The organism is Streptomyces sp. NBC_01314, from assembly GCF_041435215.1.
In the GTDB taxonomy this organism is placed as follows: domain Bacteria; phylum Actinomycetota; class Actinomycetes; order Streptomycetales; family Streptomycetaceae; genus Streptomyces.
In genome coordinates this window covers 9,687,963-9,703,885 of the sequence record NZ_CP108394.1, presented here as the reverse complement: position 1 = coordinate 9,703,885, position 15,923 = coordinate 9,687,963, and the positions used below count along the sequence as shown (strand labels likewise).

13 protein-coding genes are annotated in these 15,923 nt (G+C 70.3%); 7 read left to right on the top strand and 6 right to left on the bottom strand.

The annotated features are described in order from the left end of the window. Positions 1 to 49: 49 nt before the first annotated feature. Positions 50 to 514, top strand: coding sequence for a hypothetical protein (locus tag OG622_RS42735; RefSeq protein WP_371582214.1), 465 nt, complete (start codon positions 50 to 52; stop codon positions 512 to 514). 302 nt (positions 515 to 816) lie between these two features. Here the strand turns inward: OG622_RS42735 and OG622_RS42730 are convergent, their stop codons facing one another. Then, entirely contained in the window at positions 817 to 1,239 is a 423-nt protein-coding gene (locus tag OG622_RS42730) for a secondary thiamine-phosphate synthase enzyme YjbQ (protein WP_371582212.1), read from the bottom strand. Positions 1,240 to 1,377: 138 nt separating this feature from the next. Here OG622_RS42730 and OG622_RS42725 point away from each other — a divergent pair, with 138 nt between their 5' ends. The 3 genes from OG622_RS42725 (at position 1,378) to OG622_RS42715 (ending at position 3,820) form a co-directional block, all read left to right on the top strand. Beyond that, positions 1,378 to 1,461 (top strand): putative leader peptide, encoded by an 84-nt coding sequence (locus tag OG622_RS42725; RefSeq protein ID WP_371584400.1) that lies wholly within the window; start codon positions 1,378 to 1,380, stop codon positions 1,459 to 1,461. A 304-nt stretch (positions 1,462 to 1,765) separates the two neighbouring features. Continuing rightward, a complete protein-coding gene (locus tag OG622_RS42720; RefSeq protein ID WP_371582210.1) occupies positions 1,766 to 2,596 on the top strand; it encodes an ABC transporter ATP-binding protein in 831 nt (276 codons plus the stop codon). 144 nt (positions 2,597 to 2,740) lie between these two features. After that, the gene (locus tag OG622_RS42715) at positions 2,741 to 3,820 is read left to right on the top strand and encodes an NAD(P)-binding domain-containing protein (protein WP_371582208.1); all 1,080 of its coding nucleotides are present in this window, start codon (positions 2,741 to 2,743) and stop codon (positions 3,818 to 3,820) included. A 25-nt stretch (positions 3,821 to 3,845) separates the two neighbouring features. Here the strand turns inward: OG622_RS42715 and mltG are convergent, their stop codons facing one another. Together mltG and OG622_RS42705 are read right to left on the bottom strand one after the other, a co-directional pair. Beyond that, positions 3,846 to 4,727, bottom strand: coding sequence for an endolytic transglycosylase MltG (gene mltG / locus OG622_RS42710; protein WP_371582206.1), 882 nt, complete (start codon positions 4,725 to 4,727; stop codon positions 3,846 to 3,848). 43 nt (positions 4,728 to 4,770) lie between these two features. Then, positions 4,771 to 6,708, bottom strand: a complete 1,938-nt coding sequence (locus OG622_RS42705) for an ABC transporter ATP-binding protein (protein ID WP_371582205.1) — start codon at positions 6,706 to 6,708, stop codon at positions 4,771 to 4,773. A gap of 112 nt (positions 6,709 to 6,820) precedes the next feature. On the opposite strand from OG622_RS42705, the gene OG622_RS42700 reads away from it, so the two are divergent. Continuing rightward, a complete protein-coding gene (locus tag OG622_RS42700; protein ID WP_371582204.1) occupies positions 6,821 to 7,276 on the top strand; it encodes a MarR family winged helix-turn-helix transcriptional regulator in 456 nt (151 codons plus the stop codon). A gap of 78 nt (positions 7,277 to 7,354) precedes the next feature. Here OG622_RS42700 and OG622_RS42695 read toward each other — a convergent pair whose 3' ends face one another. The 3 genes from OG622_RS42695 to OG622_RS42685 all read right to left on the bottom strand — a co-directional run bounded on the left by OG622_RS42695 (position 7,355) and on the right by OG622_RS42685 (position 11,483). Beyond that, entirely contained in the window at positions 7,355 to 8,812 is a 1,458-nt protein-coding gene (locus tag OG622_RS42695; RefSeq protein ID WP_371582202.1) for a cation:dicarboxylate symporter family transporter, read from the bottom strand. 144 nt (positions 8,813 to 8,956) lie between these two features. Then, complete coding sequence (locus OG622_RS42690; RefSeq protein ID WP_371582200.1) at positions 8,957 to 10,633, bottom strand: peptide-N4-asparagine amidase; 1,677 nt, start codon at positions 10,631 to 10,633, stop codon at positions 8,957 to 8,959. Positions 10,634 to 10,733: 100 nt separating this feature from the next. Beyond that, the gene (locus OG622_RS42685; RefSeq protein ID WP_371582198.1) at positions 10,734 to 11,483 is read right to left on the bottom strand and encodes a hypothetical protein; all 750 of its coding nucleotides are present in this window, start codon (positions 11,481 to 11,483) and stop codon (positions 10,734 to 10,736) included. 295 nt (positions 11,484 to 11,778) lie between these two features. Between OG622_RS42685 and OG622_RS42680 the strand changes: the two genes are divergently transcribed. Both OG622_RS42680 and OG622_RS42675 read left to right on the top strand, forming a co-directional pair. Then, positions 11,779 to 13,845: an ABC transporter ATP-binding protein gene (locus OG622_RS42680; RefSeq protein ID WP_371582196.1), complete on the top strand. Its 2,067-nt coding sequence runs from the start codon at positions 11,779 to 11,781 to the stop codon at positions 13,843 to 13,845. Next, positions 13,842 to 15,623 (top strand): ABC transporter ATP-binding protein, encoded by a 1,782-nt coding sequence (locus OG622_RS42675; protein WP_371582195.1) that lies wholly within the window; start codon positions 13,842 to 13,844, stop codon positions 15,621 to 15,623. The genes OG622_RS42680 and OG622_RS42675 overlap by 4 nt, the downstream gene beginning before the upstream one ends. The last annotated feature ends 300 nt before the right edge of the window (positions 15,624 to 15,923 follow it).

Below are 15,923 nucleotides of genomic sequence, written 5' to 3'. Positions count from 1 at the left end.
TTTCAAGCGGTCACCAGTCCCACTTCTGGACTCCGCCAGCGGTTTTGCAGTGCCTGTACTCGCGCTCAACCCCCGCTACGCCTGGGCCATCGCCAACCGTGGATTAGTGCACCGGCTGGCAGGCCGCCACGGCCCAGCACGCCGGGATATCGAGCAGGCACTCGTCATCGCACCGGAAAGGGCGGAGTATCTGCTGCAGAGAGCGATGCTCATCAGCAAAGTCGACGGGGTTCGCGCTGCGGCCGACGCCTGGCGATCCGCATCTCAGTGCTCGATGGATTCCAGCGATGAATACGGCTTACTCGCAGCCTTCTTGGCCGCCCTCTCGGCGGGAGCGTCGGATGAAGCGAACACCACGTTCCAACGGTTCATCAGCCAGCACCCCAATTCCAACACCACAACCGACGCAGTGCAATATCTGCAAGAACTCGCTGGCTGTCCCCGCGTGCCCCAGGACAATGTCGACCGCTACCGTCGTACGCTCGCGAACCGCTTGATCGAATTGCGGGCATAGCCACCCCCTCCGCCGCCGAAGGGCACGACCTCGACCAAGACCTCGGACCTCCTCGAATCCAACGACGGATCTGTCACTACTCACGCCCAGCGGCGCCGCCGGTCCCGCCTTTCCTGAAGACGCCGTGCAGCGGCAATGGGGCTCTGCCTGCGCCCGCAGGCAGAGGCTCACGCTCCCCCGACTTCCAAGCACTGGTTCAAGCCGAACCTGCCGACTGGCAAGGACCTCTCAGGTCCAGGACTCAGAAACGAATCGTCATTTGGTGCGGCCGGACATCCCGCCTACAGTCCCCCTACCTTCCACTACCCGAGGAACGACAGGCGAACCTGACGGTTGACGTTGTCCTTATTGGTATCCACCAGGCACACCGACTGCCACGTCCCCAGTTCCAGCCGCCCGGCGATGACCGGCAGGGTGGCGTGGGGTGGGACGAGGGCGGGGAGGACGTGGTCGCGGCCGTGGCCGGGGGTGCCGTGGCGGTGCTGCCAGCGGTCGTCGGCGGGGAGGAGGGTGTGGAGGGCGGCGAGGAGGTCGTCGTCGCTGCCGGCGCCCGTTTCGATGACGGCGATGCCGGCCGTGGCGTGCGGGACGAAGACGTTCAGGAGACCGTCCCGGCCGGCCGCCGCCTCACGGAGGAACGCCTCGCAGTCGTGGGTCAGGTCGACGACCCGTTCGCGGGAGCCGGAGGCGATGTTGAGGACTCGGGTGGTGAAGGCATCGGACATGCCACCATTTTCGCGCACCCTGGGGGCGCTGCGCGGAAGCCGACCGTCCGCGCCGGGAGCGTCTCACTCGGTGATACGTGACATCCACATCGCGAGACGCCATTGACCGTGTGCGGACCGGCTGGCTAGCTTCGCCGCATGTTGCGTTCGGTCATGCTCACTTCGCGCGGTCACATCGACCTGCTGCGGGTGGCCTCCGCCGCGTGTTGTCGCGGCTGCTGACGCCTCTTCACCCCCTTTTCCCCTCGGCCTGCGCACCACCCCACCCGCACGTCTGACCAGCCGGGTTCGCCGAGCGATCCGTCGACCGGTCGACGGCGCGGTGGCAGCGCACGGTCACCCCCACCGGCGTTCTCCCCCGAGGCCCCGAGGCTCTGAAGGTCGCGAAGGTCGCGAAGGTCGCGATCAGCACCCTCGGTATGTCGTTGTTCGCCGGAACTCCACGCCTTCCTCGGCCTGATCGTCCACGCCTTCCGGGGCCTGATCGCCGACTTCGTCGTCCGCTCCTTCGAAAGGCTGCTGCCGCATGGCGACCGACGTTCACCGGCCGGTGACCACGAAGAGGGTTCACCCGGCCCCCGCGATCACCCCCACCCCGCCCACATCTCCCCTCACCCTCACCCTCACCTCTGCCTCTGCCGCTTCCGCGCCCTACGCCGTGCACGTCGAGGGACTGACCCGCTCCTTCGACGGCCGTGCCGTCATCGACGGTCTCCGACTCGACGTCCGGCCTGGCGAGTTCGTGGCCCTGCTCGGCCGCGACGGCTGCGGCAAGTCCACCCTGCTGCGCGTCCTCGCCGGGCTCGACCGCAGCATCGAGGGCACGGTCCTGGTGCCACGCCGCAAGGCCGTCACGTTCCAGGCACCGCGGTTGACGCCGTGGAAGAGGGTGTGGCGGAACGTCCTGCTCGGTCTGCCGGGCAGACCGGAACGCTCCCTCGCCGAGCAGGCGCTCACGGAGGTCGGCCTGGAGCATCGCTCCGGCGCCTGGCCCAAGACGCTCTCCGACGGAGAGGCCCAACGCGCCTCCCTGGCAAGGGCGTTGCTCCGCGATCCCGATCTGTTGCTGCTCGACGATCCGTTCGGCGCCCTCGACGCGCTCGGCCGGATCAGGGCACGGCGCCTGCTGGGCGAGTTGTGGCAGCGGCGCGGCTGCGCGGTGCTCCTGGTCACGCACGACGTCGAGGAGGCGGTGCTGCTCGCGGACCGCGTCCTGGTGATGGACGACGGTGCCATCGCGTACGAGACGCCGGTCGACCTGGACCGGCCCCGCGACATCACCGACCCCCGCTTCGCCGAGCTGTGCGGACAGCTCCACGAACGGCTGGGCCTCGACACCACCGCCGAAGCCGCGTGAGTTCACCACCGGCTGGCCGCGCCCCCGGCGAAGGCCCGACCGACCTCCGCGCGAGCGGTGACAGCCGTACGCTCGTCGACCGGCACGTGGATGTGTGTGTCCGGCCTCGGGAAGATCCGCGCCCCCTCCACGGTTGGTAGAAGCGTGAACAACACGCGTGAGGTCGAGGTGGTCGTCATAGGCGCCGGCCAGGCAGGTCTGGCCGGCGCCTATCACCTGCGCCGGACCGGTTTCGAGCCGGAGCGCGACTTCTTGGTGCTGGACCACTCCCCCGGCCCGGGCGGCGCCTGGCAGTTCCGCTGGCCGTCGCTGACGTACGGCAAGGTGCACGGGATGCACGCGCTGCCGGGCATGGAACTGACCGGGGCCGATCCCGCGCGACCCTCCGCCGAGGTCGTCAGAGAGTACTTCGACTCGTACGAGCACGCCTTCGACCTGCGGGTACGGCGTCCGGTGGACGTCCACGCGGTGCGTGAGGGGGCGGGCGGACGGCTGCTGGTGGAGACCTCGGACGGTGGGTGGTCGACGCGGGCGCTGATCAACGCGACGGGCACCTGGGACCGGCCGTTCTGGCCGCGCTATCCCGGTCAGGAGACGTTCCGGGGGCGGCAGTTGCACACCGCCCAGTACCGGGGGCCCGAGGAGTTCGCGGGGCTGCGGGTGGTCGTGGTGGGCGGGGGCGCGTCCGGGACGCAGCATCTGCTGGAGATCGCCCCGTACGCCGCCGCGACGACGTGGGTGACGAGGCGTCCGCCCGTGTTCCGCGAGGGGCCGTTCGACGAGGGCGCGGGACGGGCGGCCGTCGCCATGGTGGAGGAGCGGGTGCGGCTGGGACTGCCGCCGAAGAGCGTCGTGTCGGTGACGGGGCTGCCGCTCAACGACGCGGTCCGGCAGGGCATCGCGGACGGCGTCCTGGACCGGCTGCCGATGTTCGACCGGATCACGGCCGACGGAGTGAGGTGGGACGACGGCCGCCGTGTGGACGCCGACGTCATCCTCTGGGCGACCGGCTTCCGCGCCGCCGTCGACCATCTGGCGCCGCTGCGGCTGCGCGAACCCGGCGGCGGCATCCGCGTCGACGGCACCCGCGCGATCGCCGACCCCCGGATCCATCTGGTCGGCTACGGCCCCTCGGCGAGCACCATCGGTGCCAACCGCGCCGGGCGTGCGGCGGTCCGGGACATCAGGCGACTGCTGGCGAACGAGCGGGCCGCCGCCGTCTGACGTCCCGATCCGACCCGGCAGGATGTCAGCGGAGCGCCGGTGAGGGAGGCGGGGTGCTCGCCTCGGCGGTCGGCGACGGCTTCTTCCGGTTCTGGTTGAACTCGGCGACGTTGCGCAGGTGTTCCTGGTAGTTCGCCGTGAAGCGGGTGTCGCCCGGCTTGACCGTGACGAAGTACAGCCAGTCGCCCGACGTCGGATTGACCGCCGCGCGCATCGCCGCCTCGCCCGGGTTGGCGATCGGCGTGGGCGGCAGGCCCATGCGCCGGTACGAGTTGTAGGGACTGTCGATCTTCGTGTCGCCGACGGTGGTGTCCAGCGTGGAGCGGTTCAGCGCGTAGTTGATGGTGGAGTCCATCTGTAGCGGCATACCGCGCTCCAGACGGTTGAAGACGACCCGGGACACCCTGCCCATGTCCTCCTCGGAGGCCGCCTCGGCCTGGATGATGCTCGCGATGGTGACCGCCTGGTAGACGTTCATCGCGTTGCGCTGCGCCCCGGCCGTGACCTGGCCGCCGTTGAACTTCTTGTTCGCGGTCTCGACCATGCCCGTCAGCAGGGACTCGGGGGTCGACTTCTCCCGCAAGGGGTACGTCGCCGGGAAGAGGTAGCCCTCCGGGTTGCCCTCGGCGTCGTCCGGGAGCATCAGTTTGGCCTTGACCAGGGACTTCTTGGTGGATCCTGCGGGCAGGGCGAGGGCCTTGTCGACGGCTTCGTAGACCTGGCCGGAGCGCCAGCCCTCCGGGATCACCAGTGACGTCGGGCGCTCGGCCGCGCCGCCACCGCCTTCCACGCTCAGCAGCGGCACCGCCACGGCGGTGGCCGCCACGACGGCTCCGGTCGCGATGAGGGCGGCCCGGCCCCGGCGCGTCAGTCGAATCGTGCTCCGTGGCGGAGTGTTCATCTGCATGCGGGCACGTTAACCCGCATACCACCTCAAACCCGGCATATCTTCATCTTGTCGGTTCCAGTTTCGGCGCCTCCGGCACCTCGCGGCCCGGCGTCAGCCGCGCGTCCCGCCGTACGAGCGCCGCGTACCGCCCACCGCTGCGCAGCAGTTCCTCGTGTGTACCGCGTTCCACCACACGGCCGGAGTCCAGTACGACGATCTGGTCGGCTTCCCGGACGGTGGAGAGCCGGTGGGCGATGGTGACCGTGGTGCGGTTGGCGGACAGCGCGTCGATGGCCTGCTGCACCGCGTGCTCGGTACGGGTGTCGAGAGCGCTGGTCGCCTCGTCGAGGATGAGGACCGGCGGGTCGCGCAGGATGGTGCGGGCGATGGCGAGGCGCTGCTTCTCACCGCCGGAGAAACGGTGGCCTCGTTCGCCGACGACCGTGTCGTAGCCGTCGGGCAGGGCCGCGATGTGGTCGTGGATCTGGGCCGCCCGCGCCGCCGCGTGGAGCTCCTCGTCGGTGGCGTCCGGTTTGGCGAAGCGCAGGTTGTCGGCGACCGAGGCGTGGAAGAGGTACGTCTCCTGGGAGACGACACCGATACCCCGGGCCAGTGTGTCGAAGTCCAGGTCGCGTACGTCGACCCCGTCGAGGGTGACCCGGCCGCCCGTGACGTCGTACAGCCGCGGCACCAGGCAGCCGAGCGTGGACTTGCCGGCGCCGGTCGGCCCGACGACGGCGAGGCTGCCGCCGGCCGGGACGGTGAGGTCGATGCCGTCGAGGATCGGGCGCCCTCTGCCGTGGCCTCCCCGGTTTCCGTCGACGCCGTGCTTGGCGTCGACGCCGTGCTTGCCCTCAACGCCGTGCTTGCCGTCGTCGCCGTGCTTGCCGTCGTCGCCGTCGTAGCGGAACTCGACGTTCTCGAAGCGGATTTCGCCCTTGACCTGGTCGAGATGGACCGGGCGCTCGGGTTCGGTGATGTCGATGGGCAGGTCGAGGTACTCGAAGATGCGCTGGAAGAGCGCGAGCGAGGCCTGGATCTGTACGCCGGTGGACAGCAGGCTCACGGTCGGCCGGAACAGGTTCTGCTGGAGCGAGACGAAGGCCACGAGCGTGCCGACCGAGACGGACGGACCACCCAGCTGGAGCGCGATGCCGGCGGTCCAGTAGATGACGGCGGGCATGGCGGACATGACGACGGTGATGACGGCCATGCGCCAGCGTCCGGCCATGTTGACCCTGACCTCCAGGTCGACGAGCCCTTCGGACTCCTCGGCGAAGGACTTGGTGAGCGAGTCGGCGCGACCCATCGTGCGACCGAGCAGGATGCCGCTCACGGACAGCGACTCGGTGACCGTCGCGGCCATGGCGGCCATCTGGTTCTGGCGCTGGGTGGTGATCTTCTTGCGTTCGTTGCCGACCCGGCGGCTTATCCACACGAACAGCGGCAGCAGGAGCAGGGTGACCACGGTGAGCCGCCAGTCCAGGGCGACCATGGCGATGACCGTGGCGATCACGCTGGTGGTGTTGGAGACCAGGGAGGTGGCCGTCGAGGTGACGGTCGCCTGCATGCCGCCGATGTCGTTGGCGATGCGGGACTGGACCTCGCCGGTACGGGTCCGGGTGAAGAAGGCGAGCGACATGCGCTGCAGCCGTCCGTAGACGGCGGTGCGCAGATCGTGCATGACCCGCTGGCCGACGGTCGTGGAGATCAGCGTCTGCAGGACACCGAAGATGCTGGTGAGGACCGCGCTGAGGATCATGCCGAGCGCGAGCAGGCTCAGCAGGCCGGTACGGCCCTCGGGGATCGCGGTGTCGAGGATCTCCTTGAGGAGAAACGGTGTGGCGACCGACGCGAGCGACGCGGCGCCGACGAGCAGGCCGACGATGGCGAGTCGACCGCGATAGGGGCGGAAGAGTTTCAGGATGCGGCGTACCTGTCGGGGCTGGTCCTGCGAGTGGCCGGACGGCCCCCAGGTGGGTTCGTGGTCGGGACGCATGGGCTCCTACGGGAGGTGAGACGGGTGAGGAAGGTTCCGCGAGATGGACTCGCGGAGCTTAGCTCATTGTTACCTATGCTCACAATGAACATGGTCCTGATATTGTTCCCGTATGACCACCCCAGACGCCGACGGGCTGCTCGCCGAGCAGTTGCTGCTGCTCACCCGCCGTGTGCACCGCATCCAGAAGCGCCACCTCCAGCAGAGCGGGTTGGAGATCACCCCGGCGCAGTCCCGGCTGCTGCGCGCCCTTGCCCACTACGACACGCCGCCGCGCATGGCCGATCTGGCGGAGCGGCTGGAGGTCGTCCCCCGGGCCGTGACGACCCTGGTCGACGCGCTGGAGGAGAGCGGCCGGGTACGTCGGGTGCCCGATCCCACCAACCGGCGGGTGATCCGGATAGAGGTCACCGACGAGGGCCGCAAGGTGCTGCGGGAGCTGCACCATGCGCGGCGTTCGGCGGCGGAGGAGATCCTGGCGCCGCTGGCGGACGATCAACGCGGAGTGCTCGGGGGGCTGCTCGACACGTTGATCGACGGGGCACCGGCGGCGGAGCGGCGCTGCTGAACGAGCGCACGCGAAGGGGCCCGGCGCAGAGTGCTGCGCCGGGCCCCTTCATCATGGGGGAGAGCGGAGAAAGAGAGGTCAACTCACTTCAGGCGCAGGCTCCTTCGCCTCCACCTTGGAGAGCGCGGGAACCTCTGCCTTCGCGGGCGCCTCGGCAGTCGTGACGGGGGACTCGGCAGTCGTGACGGGAGACTCGGCCGGCCGGTCCCCGTCTCCGGAGGGCTCGTCCTCTTCCTCCACGAACTGGATCTCCCCGTCGAGCATCTTCTTCGCCCGTTCGGTGTCCAGTGCGCCCTCCCACTTCGACACCGCGAAGACGGCCACGCAGTTGCCGAGGAGGTTGGTGACGACGCGCATCGAGTCCATGATGCGGTCGACGCCGAGGAGGAGCGCGACGGCTCCGGCGGGGATGGCGCCCAGCGAGGAGGCGGTCGCCGACAGGGCGAGGAAGGCCGAACCGGGTATACCGGCCATGCCCTTGCTGGTCAGCATCAGGACCAGGATGACGGTGATCTGCTGGCTGAGACTGAGGTCCACCCCCACGGCCTGCGCGATGAACAGTGTGCCGATGGAGAGGTAGATGGACGCGCCGTCGAGGTTGAACGAGTAGCCGGTGGGCAGCACGAGGCCCACGGCGTCGTCACGGGCGCCCGCCTGCCGCAGCTTCTGCATCATGCGCGGCATGACGCTCTCGCTGGAGGCGGTGCCCAGCGCGAGCAACATCTCCGCGCGGGTGTAGCGGACGAACTTCCACAGGCTCAGCCCGGTCACCAGCTTCAGCGCGACACTCAGCAGCACGAGGAAGACGAGGGCTACGGCGTAGCAGAGGATGATCAGTTTGGCGTAGGTCTTCATCACGCCGAGGCCGTACTCGCCCACGAGGTGGACCATCGCGCCGAACACGGCGAGCGGTGCCAGCTTCATGACGAAGCCGACGATCGCGAAGATGACCTCCTGAACCTGCTCGATGGCGGGCAGGATCTTGGGCACCTTGGTGTGGCCGAGGTGCAGCAGCGCGGCGCCGACGAGGCAGGCGAGCACGAGCACCTGGAGCAGCGAGTTCTCGGCGAACGCGCCGACCGCGCTCTGCGGCAGCGCGTTCAGGATGAACTCGCCGGTCGTCGGCAGTTCGCCGCCGGCGGTCTTCGCGTCGACCGCCGAGGTGTCGAGCTTCGAGGGGTCGACGTTCATGCCCGAGCCGGGGCCGACAACGTTGGCGGCGATCAGACCGATGAGCAACGCGGCCGTCGAGGCGACCTCGAACCAGATCAGGGCCTTGAGCCCGATCCGCCCGAAGGCCTTGAGATTGCCGGCCTTGGCGATGCCGACGACGACCACGCAGAACACCAGGGGCGAGATGACCGTCTTGATGAGGCGGATGAAACCGTCGCCGAGCGGCTGGAAGGTCGTGGCCGTGTCGGGCCACAACCTTCCGACGACGATTCCGAGCACAAGCGCGACTCCGACTTGTGCGAACAGTGAGGTACGCAGCATGCGTGCGACGCGTCGCGGCAGGGACGGTACGGACTGCGGCACGGGCACTCCTCCGAGGGGATTTTCTGACATGCGGAAAAGCACTTCCGCGCGGATCACTATCGGGGAGTTCTCGCTCGTGGGGAAGACCGCCATGTTTCGCCGATGTAAATCATCGAACAGACTTCACATCGCACGCATTCGTCGTCAACAGCCCATCCGGTCCTCCGTCAGCACTCCCTGTACGGAGACCAGCGAACGGTCGTAGCACCCGTTCGATCCGTACGTCCGGTAGCGCTCACTCGTCGTCCCGACCGCATGCCGCTGGTCACGCGGCACGGACGCCGTGTACGTGGCGTCACCCGTGTAGGTGTCGTCGAGCCGGGACCACGCCGTGCGCCGCCCGGCCCGCGTCTCGGTGACCGTCGCACGGTCGCCCAGCGTGAGCACGGTCCGCAGCCGGTCGCCGACACCGAGCGTCGTCGTTCCGTCCATCGTGTACGACCGCTGGACACGCGTCGTCCGAGCCGGTCCGCGTCCGCCCTCGTCGACGGTGACCGTCTCGTCGTCGCTCCACCTCGCGTCGAGCGCGTCCGGGTTCTCGCCGTCCGACCAGGTGTGCGTGGAGATGTTGGCGAGACTCCGGCGGACGGTCGTCGTCACCCGGCCGCGCGAGGTGTCGACATACCCGGCGACTGTCAGCCGGTGACCGCCCTCGGTGTCGAGGCGGTGCTCCGCGCCGGGGGTGTACGTGGACGAGTTCGCGAGGTCGCCCGCCTGGACCTTGGTCAGGGCGCCGGTGACATGCGCTCTCTTCGCGTCCTGCCAGACGAGGACGTTGACCGGGGCACTCCAGCCGGTCTGCCCCTCGGGCACGCCGACGACGGAGACCTCGATCCGGTGCGGTCGGCCGTCGTTGAGGAGACCCGCGAAGGGGGTGAGGTCGTAGCGGAGGGGCTGGACGTCGAAGGCGCGGGGGCCCGGGACGACGTACCAGAGGAAGGGGTTGGACCAGCCGCCGGTCCACACATTGGGGAACGGCGCGGCGATTCCGGCCAGTTGCCCGTCCACAGAGATCCGCACCTCGCGGTACGGCCCCTCGTCCGCCTTGCAGGAGTACGGCGCCTCCTCGGGCACCGTCAGATACCAGTACTCCTCGCAGCCACCGCCGGACCCGGTCGCGTACACCTCGGCGACGACGCGCTCACTGTTGCGCGGGGTGGTGAGAGTGCTGCCGTCCTGGAGGGTGAGGACGCGGTCGGGGACGGTCTTCGCCGTCTCCGCGTCGGGCCGGCCCGCATGGAAGGTCAGCGTGACCTTGACGTCGAGGATGCCGGTGTACGTGTCGTCGACGACGTTGCCGATGAGCATCTCCACGGGCTGCTCGGTGCGCAGGGTGTGGGCGTACCGGGTGACGTCCTTCTCCACGGACCACTCGATGCCGTCGGGCGAGGGCTGCGGAGTGGATGTCCGGAACACCTCGACGCCGCCGATCCGCAGATGACCGAGGCGGTCGAACTGGCGGCCCCTCACCTTGCCGTCGAGCCGCAGGACGACCTTGCTCCACCTCTTCCCGCAGTCCCCCGGTGGCGTGTAGGTCCCCCGGTACGGCGTGAAGTCCTTGAACTGGGCCTCGGCGACCGTCACTTCGCACGACCTGGTGTTCTCGGGTCTGGTGACGGGCGGGGCGGCGGTGATCGGGTCGTGCCAGTCGGTGCCGAACTCGGCGGGGACGTCGGCGGATTGGGCGGGGACGGCGGACTGGGCGGGGAGGTCCGCGGATTGGGCAAGGACGTCGGCGGACTGGGCGGGGGTGGCCCCCAGGAGGGTGCTCGCCAGGAGGGTCGCTCCGGTGAGCATGGACATGATGATCCGGCTTCTCATGGCCGGAGTTCTACGGGGAGTGGGCACCCCGCCGCAATGAGATCTCCGGCCACAAGAGTGCGCGGAAGTGCCTGGCGAGCGCGCGACGGTTCCCTGCGCCTCAGGCCTTCAGCTCCGCCTTGTCCCCCATGACGATCACCGGGTGCCGGGCCGGGTCAAGGGTGCGCAGCAGGTACTCCATCCCCGACTTGGGCAGGCTGACGCAGGCCGAGGTGCCGCTGCCGTGGTCCATGTGCAGCCAGATGCTGCCGCCCTTCGACTGGCCCTCGGGGCGCGTCGGGTCGATCGGCGCAGTGCCCTTGACGCGGTTGTAGTCGATGGCGATCACGTAGTCGAAGTCGTGCCAGTGCGACTTGGCCCAGTAGTGCGGCGCCTGGAACGACGCCGACCGGCTGTACGGGAGCTTGGCACCCGGGTCGCCGAGGACTCCTCCCGCGTCGCTGAGCGTGAACACCCCTACGGGGCTGCGTTTGTCGCCCTCCCGATGGTCGGTCGTCCAGCCCTTCTTGCCGTTGTGACCCTCCCAGCTGCGGGTCTTCTTCCAGGTGGAACCGCTCTTCGTGTACAGCACGACCGTGGCGTCGGCATCGTCCTCGCCCTCCCCGTAGACGGCCACGACCTGGCGGGACTCGGCGGGGATCTGCTTCTGGAGACGGTCGCCGACGTCCGGGATACGGGTCGGGTCCACGGTTCGCGCCTCGGCGCGGCCGGTCTTCTGCCCGGACTTCGTGCCGCCCGTGTCGGCCTTGACTCCGTCGCTCGCGCCGCCCGGACCTCCGCACGCCGCCACGGACATCACCAGCGCGCCACAGACCACCGCCGCGAGCCGGACGTGCACCGTGCCCCTCATCGCACCCTCACTGTCCGAACAGCCCGCACCCACGTCGCTCACCACGCCGGTTCGTCCCCGCCTCGTACCGCCTATTCGCATGCGGTCCATCGTCGCACCGCGCACCGGACGCAGCTGCCCGCCGCCCCGCCCGCGGGGCCTCGGACAGGTGGTCCAGGCCGAAACTTTGCCCGACGCCGGAAAACCGTTTGCTTCCGACCACGCCGCGACGCGAACCTTTCACGGCTGGCCGTCGGCCCTCGCCGCCCCTTTTCTCCCCACTTCCCCCCACCCTGACACGAGCCTCTGGGACGTCATGCAGATTCAAGACCTTCCGTACAAAGACCCAGGTGTACCGGACGCGCGGTCGGGTCCCCGATTCCTGTGGTGGCTCGGTCGGAATCAGCTCGGCGGACAGTTCAAGGCGCTGGCATGGGGGTTGCTGCACTTCACCTCCGTGGCCGGGCTGCCGTTCTGCGTCGGCTTCGCCATCCAGGCCGTGGTCGACCGCTCCGGCTCCCGGCTCGCCCTCGCGGGCGTGCTGCTGGTGCTGTGCGGGTTCACGATGGCGCTGGGCGACACCTTTCTGCACCGGTCGGCGGTCACCAACTGGATCACGGCGGCCGCGCGCGTCCAGCAACTGCTGGCCCGCAAGACGGCCCAGCTCGGCTCGGCGCTGACGCGGCGGGTGGCGGCCGGTGAGATCGTCGCGGTCTCCACGGGCGATGTCGAGAGGATCGGCTGGTTCGTCGAGGCCGTCTCCCGGTTCACCGCCGCGGCCCTCACCGTGGTGCTGATCTGTGTCGGTCTGGTCGTCTACCAGCCCGCGCTCGGCATCATCGTCGCCGTGGGCGTCCCCGTCCTCGCCCTCTCCGTGCTGCCGCTGCTGCCCCGCGCGACCCGGCGTGCCGACTTCCAGCGCGAGAAGGCGGGCCGCGCCACCGAGCTGGCCTCCGACACCGTCGCGGGCCTGCGCGTCCTGCGCGGCATCGGCGGCGAGGAGCTGTTCCTCGACCGCTACCGCCGGGCCTCCCAGGAGGTTCGCCACGCCGCCGTCCGCAGCGCCCGTATGTGGGCCCTCATCTCCGGCGTCCAGGTCCTGCTGCCGGGGCTGCTGATGATCGCGGTCGTCTGGCACGGCGTGGGTCTCGCCCGCGAGGGCCGGATCACGATCGGCGAACTGGTCACCGTGTACAGCGCGGTCATGCTCCTGACGTATCCGCTCCGGCACTTCGAGGAGATCGCGATGGCGTACTCCTTCTCCCGTCCGTCCGCCAAGCGGGCCGCCGGGGTGCTGTCACTGGAGCGTGCCACGGACACCGAAGGGTCGCGCGAGGCCACCGTGCCCACCGGGGACCTGTACGACCCGGCGACCGGGCTGCTCGCGCCCGCGGGATGTCTCACCGCGGTGGTGTGCGGCGACCCGGACGCGGCCGGACGACTGGCGGAACGGCTGGGCGGCCATGCCACCGAGGAGGGCACCTCCGTGCTCCTCGACGGCGTACCGCTCGACGAACTGCCCCTCGACTCAGCCCGCACGGCCGTCCTCGTCCAGGACAAGGACCCGGTGCTGCTCTCCGGCACGCTGCGCGACCTCCTCGACGTCCCCGCCTCGGGCGAGGTCACCGCCGAGGAGGCGCTGGCCGCCGCACAGTGCGGTGACGTGCTGGAAGCCCTGATCCAGGGGTCGCTCGACGCCGAGGACCCGTTGGACGCACGCATCACCGAGCGCGGCCGGTCCCTGTCCGGCGGCCAGCGCCAGCGGCTCGCGCTGGCCCGGTCCCTGATCACGGACCCGGGCGTACTGGTCCTGGACGAGCCGACCTCCGCCGTCGACTCGCACACCGAGGCCCGCGTCGCCGACGGCATCCGGTCACTGCGGGCGGGCAGCACGACGGTCGTCTTCACCTCCTCACCTCTCCTCCTGGACCTCGCCGAACGCGTCGTCCTCGTGCACGAGGGCAAGGTCACGGCGGTCGGCCTGCACCGCGACCTCGTCCACAAGGAACCCCGATACCGGGCCGTCGTCACCCGCGAGACCGACGAGGAGACCACCCCGGCCGACGGGCCCGGGGGACAGGCGGGGATGGCCGACGGCGCGCACGCGACAGCGGCAATGACCGGCGGGGCGCACGCGAAGGACGCGACAGCCGACGGGGCGGAGGCGAAGGACACCGTGACGGCCGTCGGGCCGGAAGCGAACGACGCCATGACGGCTGGTGGGCCGGAGGCGAACGACGCCTCGGCCGGCCGACCCGACGGGAAGGCCGTTCCGGCCGCCGGGCCCGCCAGAAAGGCTGCCTTCGCGGGCCCGCCGCCGGACCGCAAAACCACCCTCAGCGATGTGCTGAACGAACTGGAAGAGATCGAGGAGACCGCATGATCGGCGTGGCGCCCCCGGCCTACGATCCGGCCGCCCCGACGACGGCGAACACCCTGCCCGTCGGCGCCCCCGCGACCGTACGCTCCTACGTGGCCGAACTGTTCCGTCGGCACCGCAGGGCCTTCGTCCTGCTCATCACCGTCAACACGATCGCCGTCGTGGCCTCGATGGCGGGCCCCTACCTGCTCGGCACCCTCGTCGAACGCGTCTCCGACGAGGCGCGGGAGCTCCATCTGGAACTCACGGCGGCGGTGTTCGTCGTCGCCCTCGTCGTGCAGGCCGTTTTCGTCAGGGAGGTGCGGCTGCGCGGCGCCGTGCTCGGTGAGCGGATGCTGGCCGACCTCCGTGAGGACTTCCTCGTACGGTCGGTCGGACTGCCGCCGGGCGTCCTGGAACGCGCCGGTACGGGTGACCTGCTCTCCCGCATCACCACGGACATCGACCGGCTCGGCAACGCCATGCGCGAGGCAGTGCCCCAGCTGGCGATCGGCGTGGTGTGGGTGGCCCTGCTCATCGGCGGGCTCGCCGTGACCGCGCCCCCACTGGCCCTCGCCGTACTGCTGGCCCTGCCGCTGCTGGTGCTCGGCTGCCGCTGGTACTTCAAGCGTGCCCCCTCCGCCTACCGCTCGGAGTCCGCCGGGTACGCCGCCGTGGCCGCCGTGCTCGCGGAGACCGTGGACGCCGGCCGCACGGTCGAGGCCCACCGTCTCGGCACGCGCCGCATCGACCTGTCGAACCGACGCGTCCGGGAGTGGACCGCCTGGGAGCGGTACACGCTGTGGCTGCGGTCGGTGCTCTTCCCGGTGATCAACCTCACGCACACCACGGTCCTCGGCTCGGTCCTGATCGTCGGCGGGGTGTTCGTCCTGCAGGGGTGGATCGGGCTCGGCCAGCTGACCACTGGCGCGCTCATCGCCCAGATGCTCGTCGACCCGATCAACCTGATCCTCCGCTGGTACGACGAGCTGCAGGTCGCCGAGGTGTCGCTGGCCCGACTGGTCGGTGTACGGGACATCGAGCCGGACGCGGGGGACCCGGCCGTGGCACCCGAAGGCCGTCATGTCCACGCCGACCGGGTGCACTTCGGGTACCGCGAAGGCGTCGACGTGCTGCGCAAGGTGTCCCTGGAGGTCGCGCCCGGCACCCGGCTCGCCCTCGTCGGCCCGTCCGGCGCCGGCAAGTCCACTCTGGGCAGGCTCCTCGCCGGGATCTACGCACCCCGCGACGGCCGCATCACCCTGGGTGGCGCCGAACTGTCCCGGATGCCCGCCGAGGACGTCCGCTCCCATGTGGCACTGGTCAACCAGGAGCACCATGTGTTCGTCGGCTCCCTGCGCGACAACCTGCTCCTCGCCCGCACGGGTGCGCAGGACGCCGAGCTGTGGGCGGCGCTGGGCGCGGTCGACGCCGATGCCTGGGCACAGGCACTGGACGAGGGGCTGGACACCGAGGTCGGCTCGGGCGGGTTCGCGCTCACGCCGGCGCAGGCCCAGCAGATCGCGCTGGCCCGGCTGGTCCTCGCCGACCCGCACACGCTGGTGCTGGACGAGGCGACCTCGCTCCTCGACCCGCGCGCGGCCCGCCATCTGGAACGCTCCCTCGCCCGCGTCCTCGACGGCCGCACCGTCGTCGCCATCGCCCACCGTCTGCACACCGCCCACGACGCCGACATCATCGCCGTCGTCGAGGACGGCCGTATCAGCGAACTGGGCAGCCACGACGAACTGGTCGAGGCGGACGGCGCGTACGCGGCCCTGTGGAGGTCGTGGCACGGCTGACCGGCACACAGGCGTGGCCGTCGCGGATGCGATGCCCCTCGGCGGGGAGTCCCCGGCCGGAACCGGGGCCACAGGTGGTTGCGGGACCGCACGGGCCGCTCCCTGCGGCCGGGCCCGGAACGGACCCGGCCATGACGGGCGGCGGCCGGGTGGTCCGGCGGCCTCCGGCCCCCTGCCGTTGCGCGGTGCCGAACGCGAGTGGAAGGCTGGTGGTGGGCACTGATTCGGGGGACGCCCGTGAACCGCCCGGTTCGCGGGGTTCGGGCCGTCGCCCAGCGGTCCGCGCGCCCACCGTCGCCG

Excerpts from the sequence above, each read along its gene's own strand:
- OG622_RS42730 (WP_371582212.1), bottom strand. The coding sequence starts at position 1,239 with ATGTCCGATGCCTTCACCACCCGAGTCCTCAACATCGCCTCCGGCTCC.
- OG622_RS42675 (WP_371582195.1), top strand. The coding sequence starts at position 13,842 with ATGATCGGCGTGGCGCCCCCGGCCTACGATCCGGCCGCCCCGACGACG.
- OG622_RS42720 (WP_371582210.1), top strand. The coding sequence starts at position 1,766 with ATGGCGACCGACGTTCACCGGCCGGTGACCACGAAGAGGGTTCACCCG.
- OG622_RS42700 (WP_371582204.1), top strand. The coding sequence starts at position 6,821 with ATGACCACCCCAGACGCCGACGGGCTGCTCGCCGAGCAGTTGCTGCTG.
- OG622_RS42705 (WP_371582205.1), bottom strand. The coding sequence starts at position 6,708 with ATGCGTCCCGACCACGAACCCACCTGGGGGCCGTCCGGCCACTCGCAG.
- OG622_RS42680 (WP_371582196.1), top strand. The coding sequence starts at position 11,779 with ATGCAGATTCAAGACCTTCCGTACAAAGACCCAGGTGTACCGGACGCG.
- OG622_RS42685 (WP_371582198.1), bottom strand. The coding sequence starts at position 11,483 with ATGAGGGGCACGGTGCACGTCCGGCTCGCGGCGGTGGTCTGTGGCGCG.
- mltG (WP_371582206.1), bottom strand. The coding sequence starts at position 4,727 with ATGCAGATGAACACTCCGCCACGGAGCACGATTCGACTGACGCGCCGG.
- OG622_RS42690 (WP_371582200.1), bottom strand. The coding sequence starts at position 10,633 with ATGAGAAGCCGGATCATCATGTCCATGCTCACCGGAGCGACCCTCCTG.
- OG622_RS42725 (WP_371584400.1), top strand. The coding sequence starts at position 1,378 with ATGTTGCGTTCGGTCATGCTCACTTCGCGCGGTCACATCGACCTGCTG.